The sequence below is a fragment of the Natronospirillum operosum genome, assembly GCF_004768465.1.
GTDB lineage: Bacteria > Pseudomonadota > Gammaproteobacteria > Pseudomonadales > Natronospirillaceae > Natronospirillum > Natronospirillum operosum.
The window spans coordinates 40607-63731 of record NZ_SRMF01000006.1 but is presented as its reverse complement, the minus strand read 5'-3'; the positions used below and the strand labels follow the sequence as shown (position 1 = coordinate 63731).

The window sequence follows — 23125 nt, the reverse complement described above, 5'->3', positions numbered from 1 at the left end:
CGCTCCGTTAATTCTTGTGGCCGGTGTCGAGGCGTCTTTCCAGATACTGGCTGAACCGCGACATGCTGAAACAGAAAACCCAGAAGGTCAGGGCTGCAAAGATATAGCCTTCGGCCGGGAAGCCCAGCCAGTTGGGGTCGGCCAGTGCCTGGCGTACCTGACCCAGCACCTCGAGCAGACCGATGATGACCACCAGACTGGTGTCCTTCCACAGGGAAATGGTAGTGTTCACGATGCCGGGGATCATGATCTTCAGTGCCTGCGGCAGAATGATCAGGTTCATCTTCTGCCAGTAGGACAACCCGAGGGCGTCGGCGGCTTCGTACTGCCCCTTGCCCAGCGCCTGCAGGCCGCCGCGCACCACTTCCGCCATATAGGCTGACTGGAACAGCGTGATACCGATCAGCGCCCTGATCAGGCGGTCAATCGATACCCCTTCGGCAAAGAACAGCGGCAGCATGACGGATGCCATGAACAGAATGGTGATCAGTGGTACACCGCGCCAGAACTCGATAAAGATGGTACAGACCAGACGCACGGCCGGCATGTTGCTGCGTCGGCCCAGGGCCAGCGCAATGCCGATGGGCATGGCCAGCACGATGCCGATCACGGCCAGTACGATGGTCAGCAGCAGACCGCCCCAGCGGCTGGTCGGCACAACCGGCAGGCCAAAGGCACCGCCATAGAGCAGGAAGTAGGCCGCCACCGGAAATGCCGTCAGCGCCAGAATGCCGCCCAGCTTCTTGTAGGGAATGCGCGGCACAGCCAGCCAGATCAGAAAGCCGACCAGCAGGGCAAAGGCCAGGTTGGGTCGCCAGCGTGCCTCAGCCGGGTAGAAACCGTAGATGAACTGGTTGAGGCGTACGCTGACGAAGACCCAGCAGGCCCCGTCGCTGGTGCAGTCTGCCCGGCTGCTGCCAACCCAGTCGGCATTGATGAAAGCCCAACTGATGACGGACGACAGGACCTGCCAGACGACATACAGCGCCACCAGGCTCAGCAGCGTATTGGGAATATTGGAAAACAGATTCTTGCGCAGCCAGCCGATGACACCCATCTGGGAGATCGGGGCCGGACGCGCAGGTGTCGGAGTAAAAGGCATGTTATCGCTCCACCAGCGCGACGCGCTTGTTGAACCAGTTCATGAAGGCGGAAACCAGCAGGCTGATCAGCAGATAGACCGCCATCGTCATGCCGACGATTTCTATGGCCTGTCCGGTCTGGTTGAGGGCCGTCCCCTGGAATACCGACACCAGGTCCGGGTAGCCGATGGCCACCGCCAGCGATGAGTTCTTGGTCAGGTTCAGGTACTGGCTGGTCAGTGGCGGCACTATGACCCGCAGTGCCTGCGGCAGTACCACCAGCTTCATGCGTTGGCGTTCGGACAGCGACAGGGCCCGACAGGCCTCGGTCTGACCGTGTGAAACCGACTGGATGCCGGAGCGGATGATCTCGGCAATGAAGGTGCTGGTGTAGATGGTCAGTGCCAGCCAGAGCGCCAGCAGTTCCGGACGCAGACGCATGCCGCCATCAAAGCTGAAGCCCCGCAGCTCGGGGATTTCAAACACCAGTGGCTGACCGGTGGCGATGTAGCCGACAGTCATGGTGCCGACCAGAATGCCCAATGAGGTCCAGAGTACCGGAAACTCTTCACCGGTATCGCGCTTGCGACGACGAGCCCATATGGTGAGGGCAATGACCGCGACGACGGCCAGTATCAGCATGGTGGTCAGGATACCGATACCGCTTTCCAGTATCGGTCTCGGCGCATAGGCTCCCCGGACATTGATGAAGACCAGGTCACCGAGCAGGGCGATGCTCTGATTCGGACGTGGCAGCGTCTGCAGGACCACGTAGTACCAGAAGAATATCTGCAGCAGTACCGGGATATTGCGGAAGATCTCGATATAGACCATGCAGATCTTGCGTACCAGCCAGTTGGGTGTCAGCCGGCCAAGGCCCACAAAGAGACCGAGAAAGGTGGCGGCGACAATACCCATGGCGGAGACCAGCAGGGTATTCAGCAGGCCGACAAAGAAGACGCGGCCATAGGTGGAATTCGAAGAGTATTCAATCAGTGCCTGGGAGACACCAAACCCGGCGCGTTCGCCGAGAAAGCGGAAGCCGGTGGCAATACCGCGGGCCTCAAGGTTGGCAACAACATTGCCTGCTATGGTCATAACGGCCCAGATGACGCCGAGAATGATCAGGATCTGATAGATCACGCTGCGCACTCTGGGGTCGTTGATATTGAACCAACTGCGTTGAGTGGAATTCAGGTTGTGTTTCATGACAGAGAAGATCGCTCCCTAGATACGACCAACAGCAGGGCACCGCAGTACCCTGCTGTCAGAATGGTACCCCGGTTTCCCGGGGTACCGGACCTACACTGAATCAGACGGGCTGATCAGCGTACCGGCGGTGCATACATGATGCCGCCATCAGTCCACAGAGCATTGGTGCCACGCTCCAGTTCCAGCGGAGTGTCGGGGCCGACATTGCGCTCGAACATCTCGGCATAGTTGCCGACCTGGCTGATGATCTGGTAACCCCAGTCAGAAGGCAGACCCAGCAGTGAACCCAGATCACCGGACGTGCCGACGATACGGCTGACGTTCGGATCGTCAGATTCCAGCATGTCATCGACATTGCTGCTGCTCACACCATACTCTTCAGCGTTGACCTGCAGGAACAGGGCCCACTTCACAATGTTGAACCACTGGTCGTCACCCTGACGCACAGCCGGTCCGAGCGGCTCCTTGGAGATGATTTCGGGCAGGATCATGGCGCCTTCCGGATCGCTCAGCTGAATGCGCAGAGCGGCCAGCTGGGAGGTGTCGGAAGTCAGAACGTCACAGCGGCCTGCTTCGAAACCGGCCACGGTCTGGTCGGAGGTATCATAAAGCACCGGCTCGAAGCTCATGCCCTGGGCTTCGAAGTAGTCGGCCAGGTTGAGTTCGGTGGTGGTACCGGAGGCTACACAGACGGCCGCACCATCCAGTTCGGTAGCACTGGTGACGCCCAGGTCAGTGTTGATCAGGAAGCCCTGACCATCATAGTAGTTGGTGCCGGTGAAGTTGATACCCAGAGAGGCATCACGGGTAGTGGTCCAGGTGGTGTTGCGCGACAGCATGTCGACTTCACCCGACTGCAGAGCAGTGAAACGCTCGACAGCAGTCAGCGATACAAACTCGACCTTGTCCGCGTCGCCCAGAACGGCAGCGGCAACGGCTTTACAGGTGTCGACATCCAGGCCTACCCAGTTGCCGTCAGAATCGGTAACGGAGAAGCCCGGCAGACCGTCGCTGACGCCACAGCGCAGCGTGTCACGGCTCTGGACATCATCCAGAGTAGCTGCCTGAGCAGCCGCCGAGAAAGTGAGTGCCGCAGCAATGCTGGCGGCTACGGTAGCGAGTTTTTTCATGTGTTGCTCCAATGCTCGTTATTGATTTTCTTGCGCAGTCCTACGTCAGTCTGCTGGCGTCGGAAAAGCAATAGACAGGCCAACTGTTGTTATTGTGATGCCCTGTCTGTGCCGAAAGAACCGGCAGCCCTTGCTGACACTCACTTTACGAGTGCAGAACGCCCCGTGACTATAGAGCAAATTGTCCTACCGACAAATCGGTTTCGGTGGCATTGAACCAAAAAGGGGCGTCCAGAATTATTTACAGGCTTATTTGGTGCAAGGCCTCTGAAAGTCAGACTTTCGGTCGCAACCATCCATGGATCAGCTCGATGCCCTGCAGCACCGGCTCGGCAATGGTGTCAAGGTCTGTGCTGGCGTCGAGCGCCGCTGCTCCATCTATGTTCACGTAGGAAAGACGCGTCGTCAGTTGGTCCGCCGGCATGCCGAAGGCGCTGCCGGGCAGCAGGGCTACTCCGGCCTCCGCCAACAGGTGTTCGCACAACTCCGCAGCGGTCCGGATACCTCGGGCCGCCAGCGCCGGTCGCCAGAGTTCAAAATCCGGGAACAGATAGAAGCCTCCTTCCGGGAATGCAGTGCGGACTTCCATGTTGTTGAGACGCTCGGTAGCGGCACGACCTATATGGCCCAGCACGGTGCGCTGGCGTGCAACAAATTGTTCGATCTCAGGGTGGCCGGAATAGGCCGCAACAGCTGCCCGCTGGATGGGGGTCGAGACACAGGACCAGGTTTCGGAAGCCACACCGAGCAGGATTGGCTTGAGCGTGGCCTCAAGAGCCTCGGGAATATGCAGTATGCCCAGCCGCCAGCCGCCGGCACCACACCACTTGGACAGGCCGCCGGTTACCAGCGTGCCTTCCGGATAGTATTCGGCAAAGGAGCTGTGAGCACCCTGGTGATGCAGACGGCCATAGATCTCGTCACTGATCACCAGCACTTCGTGTTGCCGGGCCACCTCGGCCAGCGCCTGCAGGTGCGCCTCTTCGTAGCTGCTGCCGGCCGGATTGTTGGGGAAGTTCAGAATCAGGATGCGGGGCAGGGCGGTCGACACTGTGCGGCAGGCTGCGGCCAGATCCTCCGGTTGCAGTCGCCACTGGTTTTCAGCTCGGCTGGCCAGGCGAGTGACCTGATGCCCGGCAAGCTGAGCCTGTGGTGCATAGGACACCCAACTGGGGCTGGTCAGGAACACATGGGCTTCCCGAAAGGCCGCCAATGCCGCGTAGATCAGCAGCTTGCTGCCGGGGCCGATCAGCACACGATCGGCGTGCCAGTCGACGCTATCCTCCCGGCGATGGAAGTCGGCCACAGCGGTGCGCAGTTCGGCCAGCCCCTGGACAGGCGCATAGGCCTTTTCATGCGCATGTTCCGCCAGTGCGCGTTGCAGTCGGTCCGGCACCGGGAAGGGCGATTGGCCAAAGCCAAAGCGCACCACTGGCCGGTGCAGCGCCAGCCGTTCACAGCGCTCGTTGATGCGCAGAGTTTCCGAGTGGGGAAGGCTGCGCAGATGCGGAGCCAGAGTCAGTTCCGGAGTCATGGTCTTCTTCCTTGCCAAAGCCCAGTTTCGTATTATGCTAGAGGCAGCATTGCAACCTCGGTACACTGGTTGCAAGCTTAGTCCATTGTGAAATGGAACTGACAGAGAAAAACCAATAATTCAGAATTACAATTGTAAATGGAGCGACACATGAAACACCTTAAGAAATCCATCACAGCCGGGCTGGCTACCGTCGGGCTGGCGGTTTCCATGGGCGTGGCTTCCAGCGCCGCCGCCAACGAATTCATCAGCATTGGTACGGGTGGCGTTACCGGTGTCTATTATCCTGCGGGCGGTGCCATCTGTCGTTTGGTCAATGCCAATCGTTCCGAGCATGGTATACGCTGTGGTGTGGAAAGCACCGGCGGTTCGGTGTTCAACATCAACACCATTCGTGACGGTGAGCTGGACTTCGGTATCGTCCAGAGTGACGTCCAGTACAACGCCATCAATGGCATCGTCCAGTTTGAAGATGATGCTTATGAGGACCTGCGGGCCGTTTTTGCCCTGCACCCGGAGCCCTTCACCGTAGTTGCACGTAACGACGCCGGTGTCAGCCATTTTGACGAGCTGGAAGGCATGCGCGTCAACGTGGGTAACCCGGGCTCCGGTCAGCGTGCGACGCTGACGCAGCTGCTGGAATATCAGGGCAAGGATTTCGGCATCTACTCGCAGGCTTCTGATCTGGTGGCTTCGCAGATGTCTGCTGCCTTGTGCGACAACCAGGTGGACGCCATCATCTATGTAGTGGGTCACCCCAGTGGTGCCATCGAAGAAGCCACCACAGCCTGTGAGAGCCGCCTGATTGACGTGACCGGTGATGCCGTGGACGGCCTGCTGTCCGAGTTCCCCTACTATGCGCGTGCGACTGTACCGGGTGGCATGTATCGAGGCAATGACGAAGACGTCAGCACCTTCGGTGTGGCGGCCACCTTCGTGGCTTCAGCCGATACCCCGGATGACGTGGTTTATGAAGTGACCAAGGCCGTGTTCGAGAACCTGGAAAGCTTCCGCGAACTGCACCCTGCCTTGCAGGTGCTGGAGCGTGAGAGCATGGTTACCGAAGGTCTGTCTGCACCGCTGCACCCGGGTGCCGAGCGTTACTTCCGTGAAGCGGGCCTGATGTAAACAGGCACACCTGCCCCCAGCAAACGAAGAGGGCATGTCCTCTTCAGCAGGGATAGGAGATGCCGGGCCGCCTTGACAGCGGTCCGGCATTTTTTGGTGACAGGTTCCACAAAAGGCATATTTTCATGACGGATAATTCCAAGACCGCTGGCAGCAATATTTCCATTGATGAAACGGACAACACCCGCATCAGGGAGTTGCTGCAGAAAGAAAGCGGCGCGCGCATGCCGGGTGGCATCACCGGCAAGATTATTATAGCGGTGGCCCTGGCCTGGGCATTGTTTCAGCTCTGGAATGCCTCGCCATTCTCGCTGCTGTCCACCACCATGATGCGACCAATCCACCTGGCATTTGCCATCTTTCTCGCGTTCATGACATTCCCTGCCATGAAGCGGGCCGCGCAGGATCGTGTGCCCTGGTACGACTGGGTCTTCGCTCTGGCGGCAAGTGCTTCCGCAATGTATCTGGTGGTCAATTACGAGGCGCTGGCCGTGCGGCCTGGCCGCCCCCTGACCATGGACCTGATCTTCGCTGCTGTCGGCATGGTGCTGCTGCTGGAAGCCACGCGCAGAGCCTTGGGCAAACCCCTGGTGATCGTGGTCGCCGTATTTCTGATCTACACCTATTTCGGCCCCTATTTTCCGGAAGTCATCCAGCACAGCGGGCGCAGCTTCCGCCGTATAATGTCGCACCAGTGGCTGACCACCGAGGGTGTCTTTGGTGTCGCCATCGGGGTCTCGGCCAGCTTTGTATTTCTGTTCGTACTGTTCGGGTCATTGCTGGACCGGGCCGGCGCGGGCAACTATTTCATTCAGGTGGCCTTCTCGCTGCTGGGCCACATGCGGGGCGGTCCGGCCAAGGCGGCCGTGGTCGCCTCCGGCGCCACCGGTATCATTTCCGGGTCGTCGATCGCCAACGTGGTGACCACGGGTACCTTTACCATACCGCTGATGAAGCGGGTGGGCTTTTCCGGCACCAAGGCGGGTGCAGTCGAGGTGGCTTCGTCCACCAATGGTCAGTTGACACCGCCCATCATGGGTGCGGCCGCCTTCCTGATGATCGAGTATGTGGGTATTTCCTATATCGAAGTCATCACGCATGCCATTCTGCCGGCGCTGATTTCCTACGTTGCCCTGATCTACATGGTGCACCTGGAAGCCGTCAAGGCCAACATGAAAGGCATCCCGCGGCGCCAGCCGACCACCCTGCTGCGGTCGCTGATCAGCTTCCTGACGGTGTTTATCGGCCTCTCGATCATTACCCTGGCGGTCTATTACGGTATTGGCTGGATACGGGTGCTGATGGGGCCTGCTGCCACACCGCTGATCATGACTCTGGTACTGGCGGCCTATATAGGACTGATCTGGTATGCCTGCCGCTTCCCTGACCTGATCATGGACAACCCGGACGTGGAAATAACGGAGTTGCCCGAAGTCGGGCCCACCGTCAAATCCGGGCTGTACTACATTCTGCCCGTCGTCATGCTGGTCTGGTTCCTGGCTGTTGAGCGCCGCTCTCCCGGCCTGTCCGTGTTCTGGGCCACCATGTTCATGATCTTTATCGTGCTGACGCAACGGCCCCTGAAGGCGCTGTTCCGGCGCAGTGGTGATGTGCCCGCCCGCCTCTGGGAGGGCATGAATGACCTCTACCACGGCCTGATCAACGGCTCGCGCAACATGATCGGTATCGGTGTGGCAACAGCGGCGGCCGGTATTGTCGTCGGCACGGTGACGCTGACCGGCATCGGTCTGGTCATGACCGACTTCGTCGAATTCCTGTCCGGCGGCAATCTGTTCCTGATGCTGCTGTTCACGGCGGTGATGAGCCTGATCCTGGGCATGGGCCTGCCGACCACGGCCAATTACATCGTGGTATCCACGCTGATGGCTCCGGTGATCGTGTCGCTGGGCGCCCAGAACGGCCTGATTGTGCCCCTGATTGCGGCTCACCTGTTCGTGTTCTATTTCGGCATTCTGGCGGACGACACACCGCCGGTAGGGCTGGCGGCCTATGCTGCCGCTGCCGTGTCCCGAGCGGACCCGATCATGACCGGTGTTCAGGGCTTTGCCTACGATATCCGCACGGCGATATTGCCGTTCATGTTCATCTTCAACACCAGCCTGCTGCTGATCGACATCGAGAGCATCTGGCACCTGATGATGGTGGTGACCACGGCCTTGACGGCCATGCTCATTTTTGCGGCGGCGACCCAGGGCTTCTGGCTGACCAGAACCCGTATATGGGAAACCGTAGCGCTGTTGCTGATTGCCTTCACACTGTTCCGGCCCGGTTTCTGGTGGGACATGGTCCATCCGCCGCTGGATCGCTATGACGGCGCCAATGTCGCCGAGGTGATCGAAGATCTGCCCGCAGGCCACGAGCTGCGTATGCGGGTCAGCGGCATGACCATGACCGGTGACGACTATGAGACCTATATGCTGCTGCCGCTGGGCGAACAGGCGGATACCGGCACCGAGCGGCTGGCCAATCTGGGGCTGGCCAATGTCAGTCAGGATGGCTCGGACCTGGTGCTGAACACCGTTCAGTTCGGTTCCGTGGCCCGGCAGAAGGGCCTGGACCTTGGCTGGCGTATTGAATATGTCGAGCTGGATGCCGAGCGGCCGCCAGCGGAACTGATGTGGATCCCGGCGTTGTTGCTGCTGGGTCTGATTGCTCTTTTACAGCTGGGTCGGCGCAAGCGCGAGCAGTTGACGGCTGATCCAGCCCAGCAGGGGGGCTAAACCATGTTCAGGAAAATACTGGTACCCATAGCCATAACGGCCGAGAAGGCGCAGACCGACCGGGCCCTGGAGGCTGCGGTTGGTCTGAGTCAGCAGCATCAGAGTGAGCTGCAGGTCATGACTGTATTGCCGGGTTTCGGCTCACCCTGGGTGGCGGGCTATTTCCCCAAGGCCGAGATGGAAAAGATCCGGGATGATGTTTACCAGCAGTTGCGCCAGATTGTGCAGGACGCCGTGCCGGATGACCTCAAGGTCAAACTGAAGGTGGTGGATGGCACACCCTACAAGCGGATTCTGGATGAATCCGAGCGCATCGGGGCTGATCTGATCGTCATTCCCAGCCACTCCCACAATGCCATGGAGCGGGTTCTGCTCGGTTCGGTGGCCGCGCGGGTGGTGGAGCGGTCCAGAGTCTCGGTGCTGGTTATTCGTCCGCACTAGGCTGTGGTCTGGTCGGATGCCAGTGTGACCGGTAGAGACCCTGGCCGCACAGACGTTTGGACTCATGCTTGGCCCGGGTCAGGGCCGGCACGAGTTCATCCATGCTCTGCGGGCCCTCTGTGCCGTCGACATGCACGATGCCGATGGAGACGCGGGGCAGACTGTAGTGCCGGTACTCGCCCTGACGGTCGGTTGCCTGATAATCGCCGTCCGGCAGGCCGGAGCTGGTCATCAGGTGCCTGATGCGCTCGACGAAGGTCTGTTGCAGCAGGCGCAACTGCGGCTCCGGCTCGTGATGGGTGGAGATGACCACAAAATCATCCCCGCCAATGTGGCCGATAAAATGCTGGCGGCTGCGCAGCCGCTCCCGCAACAACTGCGCCACCAGCAGTATCACCTGATCGCCGGTGTGATAGCCCCAGGTATCATTGAAGGGCTTGAAGGCATCCAGATCCAGATAGGCAATACTGAAACTGCGCTGCCTGTTGATCAGGTCTTCCAGATGTTCATTGGTGGGCACATTGCCCGGCAGGTGGGTCAGCGGGTTGGCATGTCTGGCCACGCGCAGGCGATGTTCGGTCATGCGGCGTAGCAGGTCTCGGGCCTGGCCTACTCCCAGATACCGGTTGTTGCAGTCCAGCACAATGAAATGCTGGCGCAACTGCAGGTCCGGCTCGGCAGTGATCATGCGGCTCAAATCGGACAGCAGCGTATGCTGATCCACCAGCAGTGATTCCGGCGCGACGAAATGGCGGGCAGTTTTCTGCGAAAACAGGGCTCGACCATAGGGCTTGGCGAACAGTTCATAGACTCGGGCCCGCTCTATGAAGCCCAGCGCTTTTCCCGCATCCACCACCGGAATGGCCTGACACTGTGGCTCGTTTTCAAAACGGCGCCAGAGGCTGCCCAGTTGGGTGTTGGGCGCTGCGGGTTCGACCCAGTGCGCCAGATCAATGGCCTGCTGAAAATCCTGGATACGGCGTCTTGGCCCGGCCCCCGGTAGCTGAAAGTCGGCACTTGCAGGGCCTGCCTTCGGATGGGCGAAATAGAACCCCTGCATCAGGTGTACTCCCAGCTCCTGCAGCAATTCGGCCTCGGCAGCCGTTTCTATCCCGGTCAGGACCAGGCGGGTACGCAACTCGTCACAGAGTTGTACCAGCGCCCGGACAAAGCTCTGCTTGGTGTGGCTCTTGTGAATATTCTGCGCGAAGTGCGGGTCCAGCTTGACGAAGTCGGGGTGCAGTTCCGACCAGAGGCGAAGCCCGTTGTAGCCGGTGCCCAGATCCGGAATGGCGGTCTGCATGCCGAGCCGGCGATAGTGCTGCATGGCTTCCCGCAGGGCCCCGAAATCTTCGCGAAAATGATGAGCTGTCAACTCGATGACCACCTGCTCGGGGTCGAGGTTGGCGGCCTGGAGTCTGGCCAGTGTATAGCCGCGGGGATACTCGGGATGCAGAAAAGCATGCGGATCGCAGTTCAGAAACAGCTTGCCTTCGAACTGACGTTCCACAAAACGTTCGACGGCCAGGCCACGGCAGGATGTTTCCAGACTGGGCAGCAGGCCATGATCCCTGGCTTCGGAGAACAGCTGCAAGGGAGGCTCAAGCTCATGGCCGTCAGGCCCACGTGACAGGCATTCGTAGCCCAGGATTTCGGCCCGTGCGACATCCACCACAGGTTGATAGAGGGACTGGATGCCCGACTCGATTATAGCCCTGACGGTCAGGGCATCATGATCATCCAGACGGCCCGCCAGCCCCTTGCGTTCAGACTCGGTGTCATTGTCTGACTGCGTTCCTGCAGAGTTGCTCTTTCTGCTTCTCATGTAGAATTTACCCGACTACCTTGACTCCCTGGGCAAGCGCCTGTGTCTCTGGAGAAGTCCACCTCTCAGATGCTGAACACAAGTCAGACGCCTGTTCTCCGGACCGATAGCGCAGTGCATTGACTTCATGGCTCTGCCAAATCGGGACGGGCTGGCTATTATTTGGTCAGGCTTGCCCGAAAGTCAATGCGCCGGACGAGTCAATATCCAATCAATATTGCAGCTATCAGGCGTGATTCGGGCCTTCCGGCCCTGCAGAAACGGTTGCGCAGTCCGCCGGTTCTAGTAGAATGCGCGCTGGAAATGCCAGTGTGGCGAAATTGGTAGACGCAGCGGATTCAAAATCCGCCGGGGTAACACCCGTGCCGGTTCGAGTCCGGCCACTGGTACCAGCATTCGAGATAGCCCGAGGTGAAAAATCATCTCGGGCTTTTTTGTACCGTTCGAACCGGCACTCCCCCGTGCCGGCCGAAGCGTCGGACCGTCGATTCCGGCCACTGGTACCATACTCAAAAGAACCCGATCAGCTCACCCTGGTCGGGTTTTTTGTTGGCTCCAAATTCGAACCGGCACTCCCCCGTGCCGACCGAAGCGTCGGACCGTCGATTCCGGCCACTGGTACCATACTCAAAAGAACCCGATCAGCTGCAGCACCAATCCATCACTGATTATCAACAGTTGATTGGCTCAACGCTCAGCAGTTGAAACTGTTCGCTTTATATCCAGCTGCAGCCTGCAGGGCTCCCTCATCATGCACGACATGACAAGACGGCTATGGGGTGCCAACGGTAAGCAGTACTTGCCTGGCAAGATACAGAACTGGTCGCGCAGCTTCACCTACCTTCATTGTCCTGACGATTCGGGCCAGAACGCAATCAGCTTAAGAGCCTACCTAGCCCTGAAGCTGTATCCACAGGGAGTAGGCAGTCAATTGATCACGGCCCTGTGGTGGTATCGAACCACCCGATTGATGTCGGTGCGTACTCCCTGACCGAGAAGCAGATCAACTTCAACGTTCAGGGCCGCTCGGACTTTGGAGAGGTGACTGCTTAATACTTTGAGCGACAATCCTCCCTTTAAGCCGACAGAAAAAGGACAAATGCTGGATTAGCCTGCACCGAATGGTGCAGACTGGCTTCTTGTAAAGAAGGAGGCCTAGCATGGTGCAACTAGTTAAGCTTAATTTCGTCAAATCTGATGACAAGAAACTCATCACTTGTTTTAAGAAAATCACCGGAGAAGTTGGATTCCATCAGCTAAATATACACAATCACGGTATATCTGCTACAAGTATTGATCCTGAAAACTGGGAAGATGAATTAGATGAGTTTGCTATTGCTAGGAAGTATCGAATTAATCGAATTAGATTAAAGATAGCAGACATTACATTTGACTTTCAAAGAGGTGGAGGTGAGCCAGAAACTGCTGCATTCATTGATCAAATGATCGTCAGCAGAAACGACAGATCGAACCAAGAACAACTAGAGGAAGATCAGTTAGCACAGGCGATGGATATAATCGCTGACCAACTGTATGCCAGCTCAGATCTAACACGACTGACAACAAGCACTCGCCAGGCATCCAACGTTCTCGCCAGTCATGAGGCAGTTCTGGAACGCTTGGAGTCTCTTAACGCAGACATGCTGGAAAAGATCAGAGATGAACGGCTTGAAATGGAGTCAGATTATAGAGCTCGTACTGATGACTTAGAGACTCAATATCAGGATCGACATAAAGAGCTACATGAAGAGCTGAAAGGTAAATTTCAGGAGCTGGAAAAACGGGAGAAGCAGCTCGATGATCGTTCAAACACCCATGCTCGAAGGGAAAACCGAAAACAATTAATTGAAACAATCTCGGATCGACAGAAGGAATTCAATCTTACACATGGAACACGTCAGATGCGCTGGCCTGTCCGGGTTGCTGTAGCCTCATCTTTAGTTTTACTAAGTTTTATTATGGCCTTTGTGGTCATATTTTGGGATATCGCAGGAGGTGATTCCAGTATCTATGGATACTTGTACTTTGCTTCACTTTCATTCGCACTTATTGGTTTAATATTTTACTGGCTTCGGTGGGAGAACGACTGGCTCCAAAGGCATGCGGAAGCAGAGTTCAAAATCAAGCAGTTTGAGTTGGATATTGAGCGAGCTAACTGGGCTGTTGAAAGTGCCTTAGAATGGACCGCGTTGGGCGATAAGGTAATGCCGGAGAGATTGATTGAACAAATTACTGCTGGCTTGTTCGAATCGAAAGCTGGAAATTCCGGGAGCAGCAATGCTAACGCTGCTGACCAACTTGCATCAGCCATCTTAGGATCTTCGCGGTCAGTGAAGCTCAAGGCGGGTGACAATGAGCTCAATGTAGACGTCAAGAAGCTTCAAAAACAAGCGTTGGAGGAAGGTTGATAGGTGTCGCACAGAATGTGCGTCTGCTGACAATTCGGACTGAAGAGTTTATCCTTCGATCTCGTTCAAAATGGGAGTGATCGTATGGGTACGAAACTTGATGAAGTATTGGCAGATTTGACGTCTGCGGATAAGAAATTTGCCATTGCTGTGCGGGAATCGTTTGATCGCCTACATGATTTTTCTCATTCCGACCCTGATTTTGATGCATTAAAGGAGCACATTGAAGAAACATATGCTCAGCTCGAGGCCTTGCAAGGAGAATTTTGGTTAAGACATTCAAAATTGTCAGGAAAGCTTTTGATCGAGAGAATTGGAAACGCTAAGGTTGAATAAACCTATTTTCAAAGGCCCGCTAGGAATATCTGAGCGGGTTTTTATGCCTGAGAATCGGAGAAACCAATGAACAAATTCCTGCAGGCTCAACGCTAAAGCATCAGCTAGGGTAATCCTCTCATTATTAACCGAGTGATAAGTAGACTCGGTCAGGCAGCCATAGCCACCTTCTGTTTCGGTGTGATGCCGCCCAGTGCCATGTTCGGTCGCTCGTGGTTGTATGTCCAGAGCCAGCGGGTGGCAAAGTCCTGTACTTCAGCGATCGAGTCGAACAGATAATGGCTCAGCCAGTCATAGCGTACCGTCCGGTTATAGCGTTCGATGTAGGCAGTCTGCTGTGGCTTGCCAGGTTGAATGTACTGCAGTTCAATGCCGTTCTGCTTCGCCCAACTGATCAGTCTGCCACTGACGTACTCCGGGCCGTTGTCGCATCTAATGGCCTTGGGCCGGGATCAACTGGATGAGAGAGCGTATCACGCGCTTTGCCGGTAATGAGAAGTCCGCATCGATTACCAGGCCTTATCGGTTGTAATCGTCGATCACGTTGAACAACCGGTACGCTCTGCCAACTGATCATGCATGAAGTCCATCGACCAGCAGTCGTTCAGCGCGGTTGGTACTGCCAAGGGCTCCGGCTTTTCACGTATCAGGCGCTTCTTCCGCTTGATGCGGAGGTTCAGCCAGTTCACGGTATATCCGATACACCCGCTTATGGTTCCAGGGGAGTGCCCCTTCACATTGCGCAGATACAGGAAGCCTAGGCCAAAGCCCCAACTGCGCTGGTTGTGGGTCAATCGCACCAACCAGTCGGCAATCAAGGCGTTATCGTGACTATGCTATCGCCTGATAGCGGTAGCAGGTCTCACTGATACCGAAAATCTGAGAGGCCAGCCGAATACTGGAGCGAGCAGCCTCAACGACATTCTTTTCCACCTCTCGGCGTTGAGATGGCGTTGCCACTTTCCCTCGAGGGCTTCCAAGTGAGCAAAGAAAGCGCTACACGGGGCCAAAAAGCAGGTATGTCACGAAAACGACTGCGCCCCAGATCAAGGGCCAAAGGAAAGCAGCAATCACAGCTGCAAAGTATGACGGCAGCCAACCTAGGCCGAGCCCCAAAAGGAAGCCATAGGCAACTACGCAGTAGATCCAGCTCCCGAAAAACACGAGAAAAAAGGATCTTGGCCGGGATCGCATACCAGCTAGTTTTTTCCATCAAATGTATCTGCTGTAGCTGCTACTCAAAGCAGACTATACCGAAAAGTCACTGGAACTGAGAAGAGTGGGGTAGGGTCAAACAGAAAGGACAACGCATCTATGAAGCTGCAAGCTCCAGCACCTATTGGCGGTCAATGTGCTTTCCGCTTGTCTGGTATGACAGACAACCGCTACTCAGAGACTCAGGTTGCGGTAGATCATGGCCTCGCGCATCAGCGGGTCGCGCTCGTAGATGTCTTCTCTGAACTCGGGCAGGCCCTGGGGGTCCAGCATGACGGTGAAGTAGACCAGGTAGATGGGCACCGGGTCGCGCAGTGATACCACGGTCGGGTCATCGACTCGACGCGCCAGGTTCAGGCGGTCGCGCGCGGAGGGGTCGTCCCGTACCAGCAGGTCGGCAAAGAAGGAGGGGTCGTGCAGGCGTACACAGCCGGCGCTGCGGGCGCGGTCGGGCTGGTCAAAGTAGCGTTGCACCGGGGTGTCGTGCAGGTAAATGGCGTTACGGTTGGGGAACATGAACTTGTACTGGCCCATCGCATTGCCGGGGTCCGGCATCTGTTCAAAGCGGTAGACCAGGTTCTCCGGCGTCATGGCGGCCCAGTTGACTGAATCGGGGTCAATCTCTTCGGCACCGGAGTGCCAGCCGCTGAATACCCGGTAGTTGTTGCGGCGCAGATAGTTGGCATCGTTCTGAATCTGTGGCAGCAGCATCTCGCGTGCAATGCGCTGGGGCACCCGCCAGGTCGGGTTGATTTCCATATAGGTCATCTCGCCGCGGAATACCCGCGTCATACGCTCCGGCATGCCGATCACCGCGCGCATGCTGTGATGCTCGCCATGCAGGTGCATGTGCACTTCATAGGCCGTCAGGTCGACCCAGATGCGGTCCTCTTCCAACTCTGCCGGCAACCAGCGCCAGCGCTCCATGTTCAGGCGAATCTGCTGTGCGCGTTCGGCCACGGGTACATTCATGGCGGCGAGCGTCTGGCTGCCGGCCCGACCGTCGACACTCAAGCCATGGCGGGCCTGAAAGCTGCGCACGGCATCTTCCAGCACGCCGTCGAACAGGTTGGGGTCGACCCCGCGGGCCGGTCCGCGCAGGTCACCCAGTTGCTGCAGTCGTTCGCGCAGCAGGGCCACTCTGGGTTCGCGCGAGCCACGCAACAGCAGCTCTCCGCGCGGTATGCGCACTTCGGCGTTGCGCTGATCGAGTTCCTGATAGTAGGCATACCAGCGCTGCAGGGCCTGGTAATGCGGATGCTGGGGCGCCAGGTCGGGCAGGGCGTCCACCATGGCAGAGGCGGAGTCGAGTTCCAGCAGTGTCTTCCACTCGCCGTTGGGAATGTCGATCTGCCAGTTGGGGTCTATGGATGACGGGTCATAGCGCCCGCTGCTGAGGTCGTGGGCGTAGGCCTGCAGGGCCATGGTGGCCAGTACGTCCAGTTCGGCCTGCTGCAGAGCCGAGGGGCGCTCCAGCCGTCGATAGCCACGCAGGGCGTCGACAAAATAGTCAGCCGGGTTCAGGCCGTGTTCACCGGCCCGCTGCAGTTGATCCAGCAGGCGGCTTTGGGCGTCATGGTTCTGCAGCCAGAGCGGCTGGTAGTTCCGCTCGGCATAGAAGGTTTGCAGGGTGTCATCAGGCAGCGCCTGGCCGCCTACGGGGGCGACCGAAGACAGGAGCAGGTCCAGTTGGAGCTGCACGGTGTTTTCCATCTGTGCGCGGTCCACGGTGCTGTCGCCGCTGCGGCCGGAGCAGGCAGTGAGCAACGCCAGCAGGGCCAGGGTGAGCAGGAAAAGCGATCTGGACGAGCCTGATCGGCTGCGCTGTAAACAGGGGAACGGTACTGACTCCAACGGGGACTACCTTGTACGGCTGCTACGGGTGTTCGCTGCACTATAGGGGATGTGTGGGGCAAATGCGAGGCTGCGCTGAACCGGCGGCTCAGGCTGGCTTGAAGCCCAGTATCTGCACCACGGCACTGTCACCCTGATGATAGATGCCTTCATGAACGGGGCGCTCCATTTCCTGCATGCATTGCAGGTTGAGCCCGGTGAAATCATCCCGCAGTTGTTCGAGATCGGGCAGCAATGCCGGGTTGCTCGGGCCGCCGGTGGCCTTGTCGATCTGGTCGGGGTGATAACCTTCATAGACCAGAGTGCCGCCCGGGCGCAGACCAGCCACCACCCTGCGATGCAGAGGCTCGCGTATTTCGGGGGGCAGGTGGCAGAAGATGAGAACAATGGCGCCCCAGCGGCCGGGCTCAATGGCAAAGTCGGCCAGATCGGCCAGAATGGTATGAATACTGACACCGCGCTCGGTGGCCAGGCGCTGAGCCTTGGCCAGGCCTACTTCGGACAGGTCAACCGCCGTGACATCAAAGCCAAGCTGGGCCAGAAAGACTGCATTGCGGCCTTCACCTTCGCCCAGGCACAGCACGTCGCCGGGCAGGATGTCATCTGAAGTCCTGCGCAGGAATTCGTTGGGCTCCTTGCCGTAAGCGTAGTCTTCCATGGCGTAGCGTTCGTTCCACATCATGCCGAATGCTCCCGGAAGTGACAGGCTACCAGCGCCACCTGTCATTGAGATCAGCCAGCTTAGATGCAAACAGCTGTGGCCGACCAGTTGGAATTACGTTGGGGTGGAAGCGGCAGATTATAACGCGCTCAGGCAGATTGTCCATTTGCCGACCGCCAGGGGATGGCGGCCGGCACGGCAGGTCGGGTTCAGCCCACCAGGCCCAGAGTCAGCCAGAAGTACCAGGGGCGCCGGAAGCGGAAGTCGGCGTCCAGTTCTTCATCGCGCAGGAAAGCGCTGTCCGGGAATTCGCTGCGCAACAGTTCCAAGGTCCGCTCTGCGGCCTCGGTGTCGCCGCGTTTTTCGTGCGTGCGGGCCTTCAGGGCCAGCGCATCGTCCTGCACGGACTCACCCGGGAACTCGGCCAGCAGTTTGTTGAGGCGGGTCAGGGCGGATTCGGTACGGTCCACCTGATAGTAGTAGAGCGCCACATTGAAACTGTGCTCCGCCATGCGCGAACGGGCCACCTGCATGACGCCCTTGGCATCATCCCGGTAGTCGCTGTCGGGGAAGCGGTCCAGAAACTCTTCCAGCAGCATGAAGGTGTCGTCATAGCCACTGACATCACGGTCCACCGGGTTGCGTGTGGACAGCAGGCTGGCTGTGCGCTCGGCCATGCCGAAGCTGATCAGGCCGCGCATGTAGTAGACATAGTCCACGCGCGGGTGGGCCGGCTGCAGGCGGATAAACCGATTGGACCGGCGCATGGCCCGCTCATAATTGCGGCGTTCATAGTGAGCGTAGATCAGATCCAGTTGCACCTGGGTGGCATAGGCGCCGAACGGAAAGCGGTTTTCCATGGCTTCAAGCTGGTCGATGGCGGCATCATACCGGCCTTCTTCCAGAAATTGCTGAGCCCGGGCATAGCTGTCACCCTCGGTGGTGATGCGGGTCTGCTGGCCACATGCGGTCAGCATGACCAGTACCAGCAAGGCAAACAGGGTAGGTACGACTGAAGGCACTCTCGCGAACATCTTTTTCCCTAAACGGTCGGATCAAATACAATGGCGCCCATTAAATCATATTCAGGCCCGGACACCCATGCATGAACTGATAGAACTTGATGCCCAGATCCCGTTGGAAATGGGTGGGCTGCGCGTGGATCAGGCCGCGGCCCAATTATTCCCCGAGTACTCCCGCTCGCGTCTGCAGAACTGGCTGAAAGGCGGCCAGCTCAGCCTGGATGAGCGTACCGTCAAGCCCAGAGAGCGGGTCATTGGCGGTGAATGGCTGCATCTGGAAGCGGAGTTGGAAGTATTCACCGAATGGACGCCGGAGCCAGTGGATTTTCCGATTCATTACGCCGACGACCAGATTATCGTGATCAACAAGCCGGCCGGGCTCACGGTGCACCCGGGTGCCGGCAACCCGAACGGAACCCTGCTCAATGGTCTGCTGCATTATGACCCGGATATGGCCACCGTGCCGCGGGCCGGCATCGTGCACCGACTGGACAAGGATACCACCGGGCTGATGGTGGTGGCGCGCACCGTCGAGGCGCACACCCGGCTGGTGCGTGACCTGCAGGCACGGGATATCGACCGCGAATACGAAGCCATCTGCAAGGGCGTGATGACTGGCGGCGGCGTGGTGAATGAACCCATCGGCCGGCATCCCACGCAGCGTACCCGTATGGCCGTGCGGCCGGGTGGGCGGGAAGCGACCACGCACTATCGGGTACTGCAAAAGTTTGCCCATCACACCCATGTGCGCCTGAAACTGGAAAGCGGGCGTACGCACCAGATTCGGGTACATATGGATCATATTCACTACCCGCTCGTGGGTGATCCGGTCTATGGCGGTCAGTTTTCGCAGCCCCGCAATTGTCCCGACCGCCTGCGCGAGGCGCTGGCCGGGTTCCCGCGTCAGGCACTGCATGCCAAGGCGCTGGGCCTGGCGCACCCGTCCACCGGCGAGTGGATGGCGTGGGAAATCGATCTGCCGGCGGACATACAGGCACTGCTGGCGGTGATGGCCGAGGAGACCCCTGATGACAGCTACTGAGGCAGATCAGACCGTGGCGCCCGAGATACTGTTGCCGGATTGGCCGGATCAACCTGCCGGGGTAGGCGTGGCCGTGACGACTCGTCGTGGCGGCCACAGTACAGCCCCCTGGGCCAGCCTCAATATGGGCCAGCATGTGGGCGATGACCCGGAGCGGGTGACGGCCAACCGGGATCAGGTTCGCCGCATGCTGGAGTTGCCCCGCGACCCCGTATGGCTGCAACAGGTGCATGGCACCGAGGTGGCCTGCATCCGGCAACCCGAGCAGCGGCCCGCAGCCGCCGCCGATGCGGCCTACACCGACTGCATCGGGGTGCCGCTATGTGTGCTGACCGCTGACTGCCTGCCGGTGGTGCTGACCAACGCCGACGGTACCGAAATCGGGGTGGCGCATGCCGGCTGGCGCGGCCTCTGTGACGGCGTGCTGGAAAACCTGGTGCAGACCTTCACCGCCGCGCCGGAGCAGTTGTTAGCCTGGTTGGGACCGGCCATTGGTCCGCAGCGCTTTGAAGTCGGCCCGGAGGTGCGGGCGGCGTTCATGGCACAGGATGCCGATGCTGCGCAGGCTTTTCGTGCCGGCACAGGTGATCGCTGGCTGGCTGACATCTATCATCTGGCCCGCCAGCGCCTGCAGCGGGTCGGTGTGAACCGAATTGCCGGGGGCGACTTCTGTACGCTCAGTGACACGGATCGTTTCTTCTCCTATCGCCGCGACCCCAGCACCGGTCGCATGGCCACTCTGATCTGGCGTCATCCTTGATCTGCATCAGCATTCTGCGTCGGTTGTATTGAAAACAATCAGCCACCCCCCCATCTATTCCGGTAACTGACAACAGGTGTGCACAGGCCGCCTGAACGGAATAGAGGGGAGAGTCACTCAGATGAGAATCGATCAACTAACCAGCAAGCTGCAGCTCGCACTGTCCGATGCGCAGTCGCTGGCGCTGGGCCGTGATCACAATCAGATCGACCCGGCGCACCTGCTGCTGGCCATGCTGGACCAGCAGGGCTCGGGTGTGATCCCGTTGTTGCAGCGCGCCGGTGCGGAACCACAAACCCTGCGCCAGGCGCTGGATCAGCGGCTGGATGAACTGGCCCGCCAGCCCGACCACGATGGTGAACTCGGCATGGCACCGGAACTGGGTCGGGTCATGAACATGGCCGACAAACTGACCCAGAAACGCGGTGACCAGTACATCTCCAGCGAGATGGTGCTGCTGGCCATGACGCAGGACAAGGGCCACATCGGCAAGATCGTGCGTGATGCCGGGCTGACCGAAGAGGCACTGAACCGTGCCATCGACGATGTCCGGGGCGGCGAGAAGGTCGACAGCCAGGGCGCCGAAGATCAGCGGCAGGCACTGGACAAGTACACCATCAACCTGACCGAACGGGCCCATCAGGGTAAGCTGGATCCGGTGATAGGCCGCGACGACGAGATTCGTCGCACCATTCAGGTGTTGCAGCGCCGACGCAAGAACAACCCCGTATTGATCGGCGAGCCCGGTGTGGGCAAGACCGCCATTGTCGAGGGGCTGGCGCAGCGCATTGTCGACGGCGAGGTGCCGGAAGGCCTGAAGCGCAAGCAGGTGCTGTCGCTGGATCTGGGCGCACTGCTGGCCGGGGCCAAGTATCGCGGTGAGTTCGAGGAGCGGCTGAAGGCCGTGCTGAAGGAACTGTCGAAGCAGGAAGGCCAGATCATCCTCTTTATCGACGAGCTGCACACCATGGTTGGCGCCGGCAAGGGCGAAGGTGCCATGGATGCGGGCAACATGCTGAAGCCGGCGCTGGCGCGCGGTGAACTGCACTGTGTCGGGGCCACCACGCTGGACGAGTACCGGCAGCACATCGAGAAGGACGGCGCGCTGGAGCGGCGCTTCCAGAAGGTGCTGGTCTCCGAGCCCGGCACTGAAGACACCATTGCCATCCTGCGCGGGCTGAAGGAACCCTACGAAGTACACCATGGGGTGGAAATCACCGACTCGGCCCTGATCGCTGCCGTGACCCTGTCACAGCGCTACATCACGGACCGCCAGCTGCCGGACAAGGCCATCGACCTGATGGACGAAGCGGCCAGCCGCATTCGCATGGAGATCGACTCCAAGCCGGAATCCATGGACCGGCTGGATCGGCGGCGCATCCAGCTCAAGATCGAAGCCGAGGCACTGAAAAAGGAAACCGATGCGGCGACCAAAAAGCGGCTGGAAGAACTGAACAAGACACTGGAGAAAGTCGAGCGCGAGTACGCCGATCTGGAAGAGATCTGGAATACCGAGAAAGCGGCCCTGCAGGGTACCCAACGCATCAAGGAGCAGTTGGAGGAAGCCCGCAAGCAGATCGAGGCGGCCCGCCGCAAGGGTGACCTGGCCAGGATGTCCGAACTGCAGTATGGCCTGATTCCGCAACTGGAGCGGCAGCTGGACATGGCCAGTCAGGCCGAAATGATGGACATGAAACTGCTGCACAACCGGGTGACGGAAGAATCCATCGCCAAGGTGGTATCGCGCTGGACCGGTATCCCGGTGGAGAAAATGCTGGAAGGCGAGCGCGACAAGCTGGTGCGCATGGAGGAAGCCCTGCATGCCAAGGTCATCGGCCAGCACGAGGCGGTGGTGTCGGTATCCAATGCGGTACGCCGTTCGCGTTCCGGCCTGGCCGACCCGCATCGACCCAACGGTTCCTTCCTGTTCCTGGGGCCGACCGGGGTCGGCAAGACCGAGTTGTGCAAGGCACTGGCCGAGTTCCTGTTCGATACCCAGGAGGCCATGGTCCGCATCGACATGTCCGAGTTCATGGAGAAGCACTCCGTGGCCCGTCTGGTCGGGGCGCCTCCGGGCTATGTCGGTTACGAGGAAGGCGGTTATCTGACCGAGGCTGTGCGGCGCAAGCCCTACAGCGTGATATTGCTGGATGAGGTCGAGAAAGCGCACCCGGACGTGTTCAATATCCTGCTGCAGGTGCTGGATGACGGCCGCCTGACCGATGGTCAGGGACGCACGGTCGATTTCCGCAACACCGTGATTGTCATGACCTCCAACCTGGGCAGTGACCAGATTCAGCGCCTGGCCGGGGAGGAAAACTACGACGCCATGAAGACCGCCGTCATGACGGTGGTCGGCGAGCACTTCCGACCCGAGTTCATCAACCGGGTGGATGAGCTGGTGGTCTTCCATCCGCTGCAGGCAGACCAGATTCGCGGCATTGCTGATATTCAGCTCAATCTGCTGCGACAGCGCCTGGCCGACCAGGAACTGGGTCTGACCATCACCGAAGGTGCGCTGGAGCTGCTCTGTGAGGCCGGTTATGACCCGGTCTACGGAGCCCGGCCGCTGAAACGGACCATCCAGCGCGAACTGGAAAACCCGCTGGCCACGTCACTGCTGAAGGGCGAGTTCAGCCCCGGCAACACCGTGCATGTGGACGCACAGGATGGGCGCCTGGTGTTCAGCGCTCAGTAAACACAGTTCGAACCGACCTTGAAACCCCGACCGGGC

The 23125-nt window shown here is 58.9% G+C and carries 16 protein-coding genes, 1 tRNA gene and 1 pseudogene; 9 read left to right on the top strand and 9 right to left on the bottom strand.

Annotation, left to right across the window (positions count from 1 at the left end):
* Window positions 1-7: 7 nt before the first annotated feature.
* The 4 genes from E4656_RS14130 to E4656_RS14115 form a co-directional block, all read right to left on the bottom strand.
* Window positions 8-1102 carry an amino acid ABC transporter permease gene (locus E4656_RS14130; protein ID WP_135483944.1) on the bottom strand — a complete coding sequence of 365 codons (1095 nt, stop codon included), beginning with the start codon at window positions 1100-1102 and terminating at the stop codon, window positions 8-10.
* Between the two features lies 1 nt (window position 1103).
* Window positions 1104-2291, bottom strand: coding sequence for an amino acid ABC transporter permease (locus E4656_RS14125; RefSeq protein WP_135483943.1), 1188 nt, complete (start codon window positions 2289-2291; stop codon window positions 1104-1106).
* Window positions 2292-2407: 116 nt separating this feature from the next.
* Complete coding sequence (locus E4656_RS14120; RefSeq protein ID WP_135483942.1) at window positions 2408-3424, bottom strand: amino acid ABC transporter substrate-binding protein; 1017 nt, start codon at window positions 3422-3424, stop codon at window positions 2408-2410.
* A gap of 274 nt (window positions 3425-3698) precedes the next feature.
* Window positions 3699-4958, bottom strand: a complete 1260-nt coding sequence (locus tag E4656_RS14115) for a pyridoxal phosphate-dependent aminotransferase (RefSeq protein ID WP_240753992.1) — start codon at window positions 4956-4958, stop codon at window positions 3699-3701.
* Between the two features lie 150 nt (window positions 4959-5108).
* Between E4656_RS14115 and E4656_RS14110 the strand changes: the two genes are divergently transcribed.
* From E4656_RS14110 to E4656_RS14100, 3 genes are all read left to right on the top strand, one after another.
* Window positions 5109-6086, top strand: a complete 978-nt coding sequence (locus E4656_RS14110; protein ID WP_135483941.1) for a TAXI family TRAP transporter solute-binding subunit — start codon at window positions 5109-5111, stop codon at window positions 6084-6086.
* Between the two features lie 125 nt (window positions 6087-6211).
* A complete protein-coding gene (locus tag E4656_RS14105) occupies window positions 6212-8827 on the top strand; it encodes a TRAP transporter permease (RefSeq protein WP_135483940.1) in 2616 nt (871 codons plus the stop codon).
* 3 nt (window positions 8828-8830) lie between these two features.
* The gene (locus tag E4656_RS14100) at window positions 8831-9268 is read left to right on the top strand and encodes a universal stress protein (protein ID WP_135483939.1); all 438 of its coding nucleotides are present in this window, start codon (window positions 8831-8833) and stop codon (window positions 9266-9268) included.
* Here E4656_RS14100 and E4656_RS14095 read toward each other — a convergent pair.
* Window positions 9252-11093, bottom strand: coding sequence for a bifunctional diguanylate cyclase/phosphodiesterase (locus E4656_RS14095; RefSeq protein ID WP_135483938.1), 1842 nt, complete (start codon window positions 11091-11093; stop codon window positions 9252-9254). The genes E4656_RS14100 and E4656_RS14095 overlap by 17 nt on opposite strands.
* A gap of 305 nt (window positions 11094-11398) precedes the next feature.
* Here E4656_RS14095 and E4656_RS14090 point away from each other — a divergent pair.
* From E4656_RS14090 to E4656_RS14080, 3 genes are all read left to right on the top strand, one after another.
* A tRNA-Leu gene (locus E4656_RS14090) sits at window positions 11399-11485 on the top strand.
* A 768-nt stretch (window positions 11486-12253) separates the two neighbouring features.
* Window positions 12254-13501 carry an AAA family ATPase gene (locus E4656_RS14085; protein WP_135483937.1) on the top strand — a complete coding sequence of 416 codons (1248 nt, stop codon included), beginning with the start codon at window positions 12254-12256 and terminating at the stop codon, window positions 13499-13501.
* An 84-nt stretch (window positions 13502-13585) separates the two neighbouring features.
* Entirely contained in the window at window positions 13586-13837 is a 252-nt protein-coding gene (locus tag E4656_RS14080) for a hypothetical protein (RefSeq protein ID WP_135483936.1), read from the top strand.
* A 149-nt stretch (window positions 13838-13986) separates the two neighbouring features.
* Here E4656_RS14080 and E4656_RS14075 read toward each other — a convergent pair.
* From E4656_RS14075 to E4656_RS14060, 4 genes and pseudogenes are all read right to left on the bottom strand, one after another.
* A pseudogene (locus tag E4656_RS14075) lies at window positions 13987-14800 on the bottom strand (IS3 family transposase); the annotation flags it as partial.
* Window positions 14801-15226: 426 nt separating this feature from the next.
* Window positions 15227-16906 (bottom strand): L,D-transpeptidase family protein, encoded by a 1680-nt coding sequence (locus E4656_RS14070; protein WP_135483935.1) that lies wholly within the window; start codon window positions 16904-16906, stop codon window positions 15227-15229.
* A gap of 88 nt (window positions 16907-16994) precedes the next feature.
* A complete protein-coding gene (locus E4656_RS14065) occupies window positions 16995-17588 on the bottom strand; it encodes an SAM-dependent methyltransferase (protein WP_205849214.1) in 594 nt (197 codons plus the stop codon).
* A 188-nt stretch (window positions 17589-17776) separates the two neighbouring features.
* Window positions 17777-18589, bottom strand: coding sequence for an outer membrane protein assembly factor BamD (locus tag E4656_RS14060; RefSeq protein WP_167856069.1), 813 nt, complete (start codon window positions 18587-18589; stop codon window positions 17777-17779).
* 79 nt (window positions 18590-18668) lie between these two features.
* Between E4656_RS14060 and rluD the strand changes: the two genes are divergently transcribed.
* From rluD to clpB, 3 genes are all read left to right on the top strand, one after another.
* A complete protein-coding gene (rluD, locus tag E4656_RS14055) occupies window positions 18669-19631 on the top strand; it encodes a 23S rRNA pseudouridine(1911/1915/1917) synthase RluD (protein WP_135483933.1) in 963 nt (320 codons plus the stop codon).
* A complete protein-coding gene (gene pgeF / locus E4656_RS14050) occupies window positions 19618-20391 on the top strand; it encodes a peptidoglycan editing factor PgeF (RefSeq protein ID WP_135483932.1) in 774 nt (257 codons plus the stop codon). The genes rluD and pgeF overlap by 14 nt, the downstream gene beginning before the upstream one ends.
* Window positions 20392-20512: 121 nt before the next feature.
* A complete protein-coding gene (clpB, locus tag E4656_RS14045) occupies window positions 20513-23089 on the top strand; it encodes an ATP-dependent chaperone ClpB (RefSeq protein WP_135483931.1) in 2577 nt (858 codons plus the stop codon).
* The last annotated feature ends 36 nt before the right edge of the window (window positions 23090-23125 follow it).

Coding starts and splice junctions, on each gene's coding strand:
- E4656_RS14095 (WP_135483938.1), bottom strand. CDS start 11,093: ATGAGAAGCAGAAAGAGCAACTCTGCAGGAACGCAGTCAGACAATGAC.
- E4656_RS14110 (WP_135483941.1), top strand. CDS start 5,109: ATGAAACACCTTAAGAAATCCATCACAGCCGGGCTGGCTACCGTCGGG.
- E4656_RS14080 (WP_135483936.1), top strand. CDS start 13,586: ATGGGTACGAAACTTGATGAAGTATTGGCAGATTTGACGTCTGCGGAT.
- E4656_RS14065 (WP_205849214.1), bottom strand. CDS start 17,588: ATGATGTGGAACGAACGCTACGCCATGGAAGACTACGCTTACGGCAAG.
- rluD (WP_135483933.1), top strand. CDS start 18,669: ATGCATGAACTGATAGAACTTGATGCCCAGATCCCGTTGGAAATGGGT.
- E4656_RS14125 (WP_135483943.1), bottom strand. CDS start 2,291: ATGAAACACAACCTGAATTCCACTCAACGCAGTTGGTTCAATATCAAC.
- E4656_RS14115 (WP_240753992.1), bottom strand. CDS start 4,958: ATGACTCCGGAACTGACTCTGGCTCCGCATCTGCGCAGCCTTCCCCAC.
- E4656_RS14105 (WP_135483940.1), top strand. CDS start 6,212: ATGACGGATAATTCCAAGACCGCTGGCAGCAATATTTCCATTGATGAA.
- clpB (WP_135483931.1), top strand. CDS start 20,513: ATGAGAATCGATCAACTAACCAGCAAGCTGCAGCTCGCACTGTCCGAT.
- E4656_RS14085 (WP_135483937.1), top strand. CDS start 12,254: ATGGTGCAACTAGTTAAGCTTAATTTCGTCAAATCTGATGACAAGAAA.
- E4656_RS14130 (WP_135483944.1), bottom strand. CDS start 1,102: ATGCCTTTTACTCCGACACCTGCGCGTCCGGCCCCGATCTCCCAGATG.
- pgeF (WP_135483932.1), top strand. CDS start 19,618: ATGACAGCTACTGAGGCAGATCAGACCGTGGCGCCCGAGATACTGTTG.
- E4656_RS14120 (WP_135483942.1), bottom strand. CDS start 3,424: ATGAAAAAACTCGCTACCGTAGCCGCCAGCATTGCTGCGGCACTCACT.
- E4656_RS14100 (WP_135483939.1), top strand. CDS start 8,831: ATGTTCAGGAAAATACTGGTACCCATAGCCATAACGGCCGAGAAGGCG.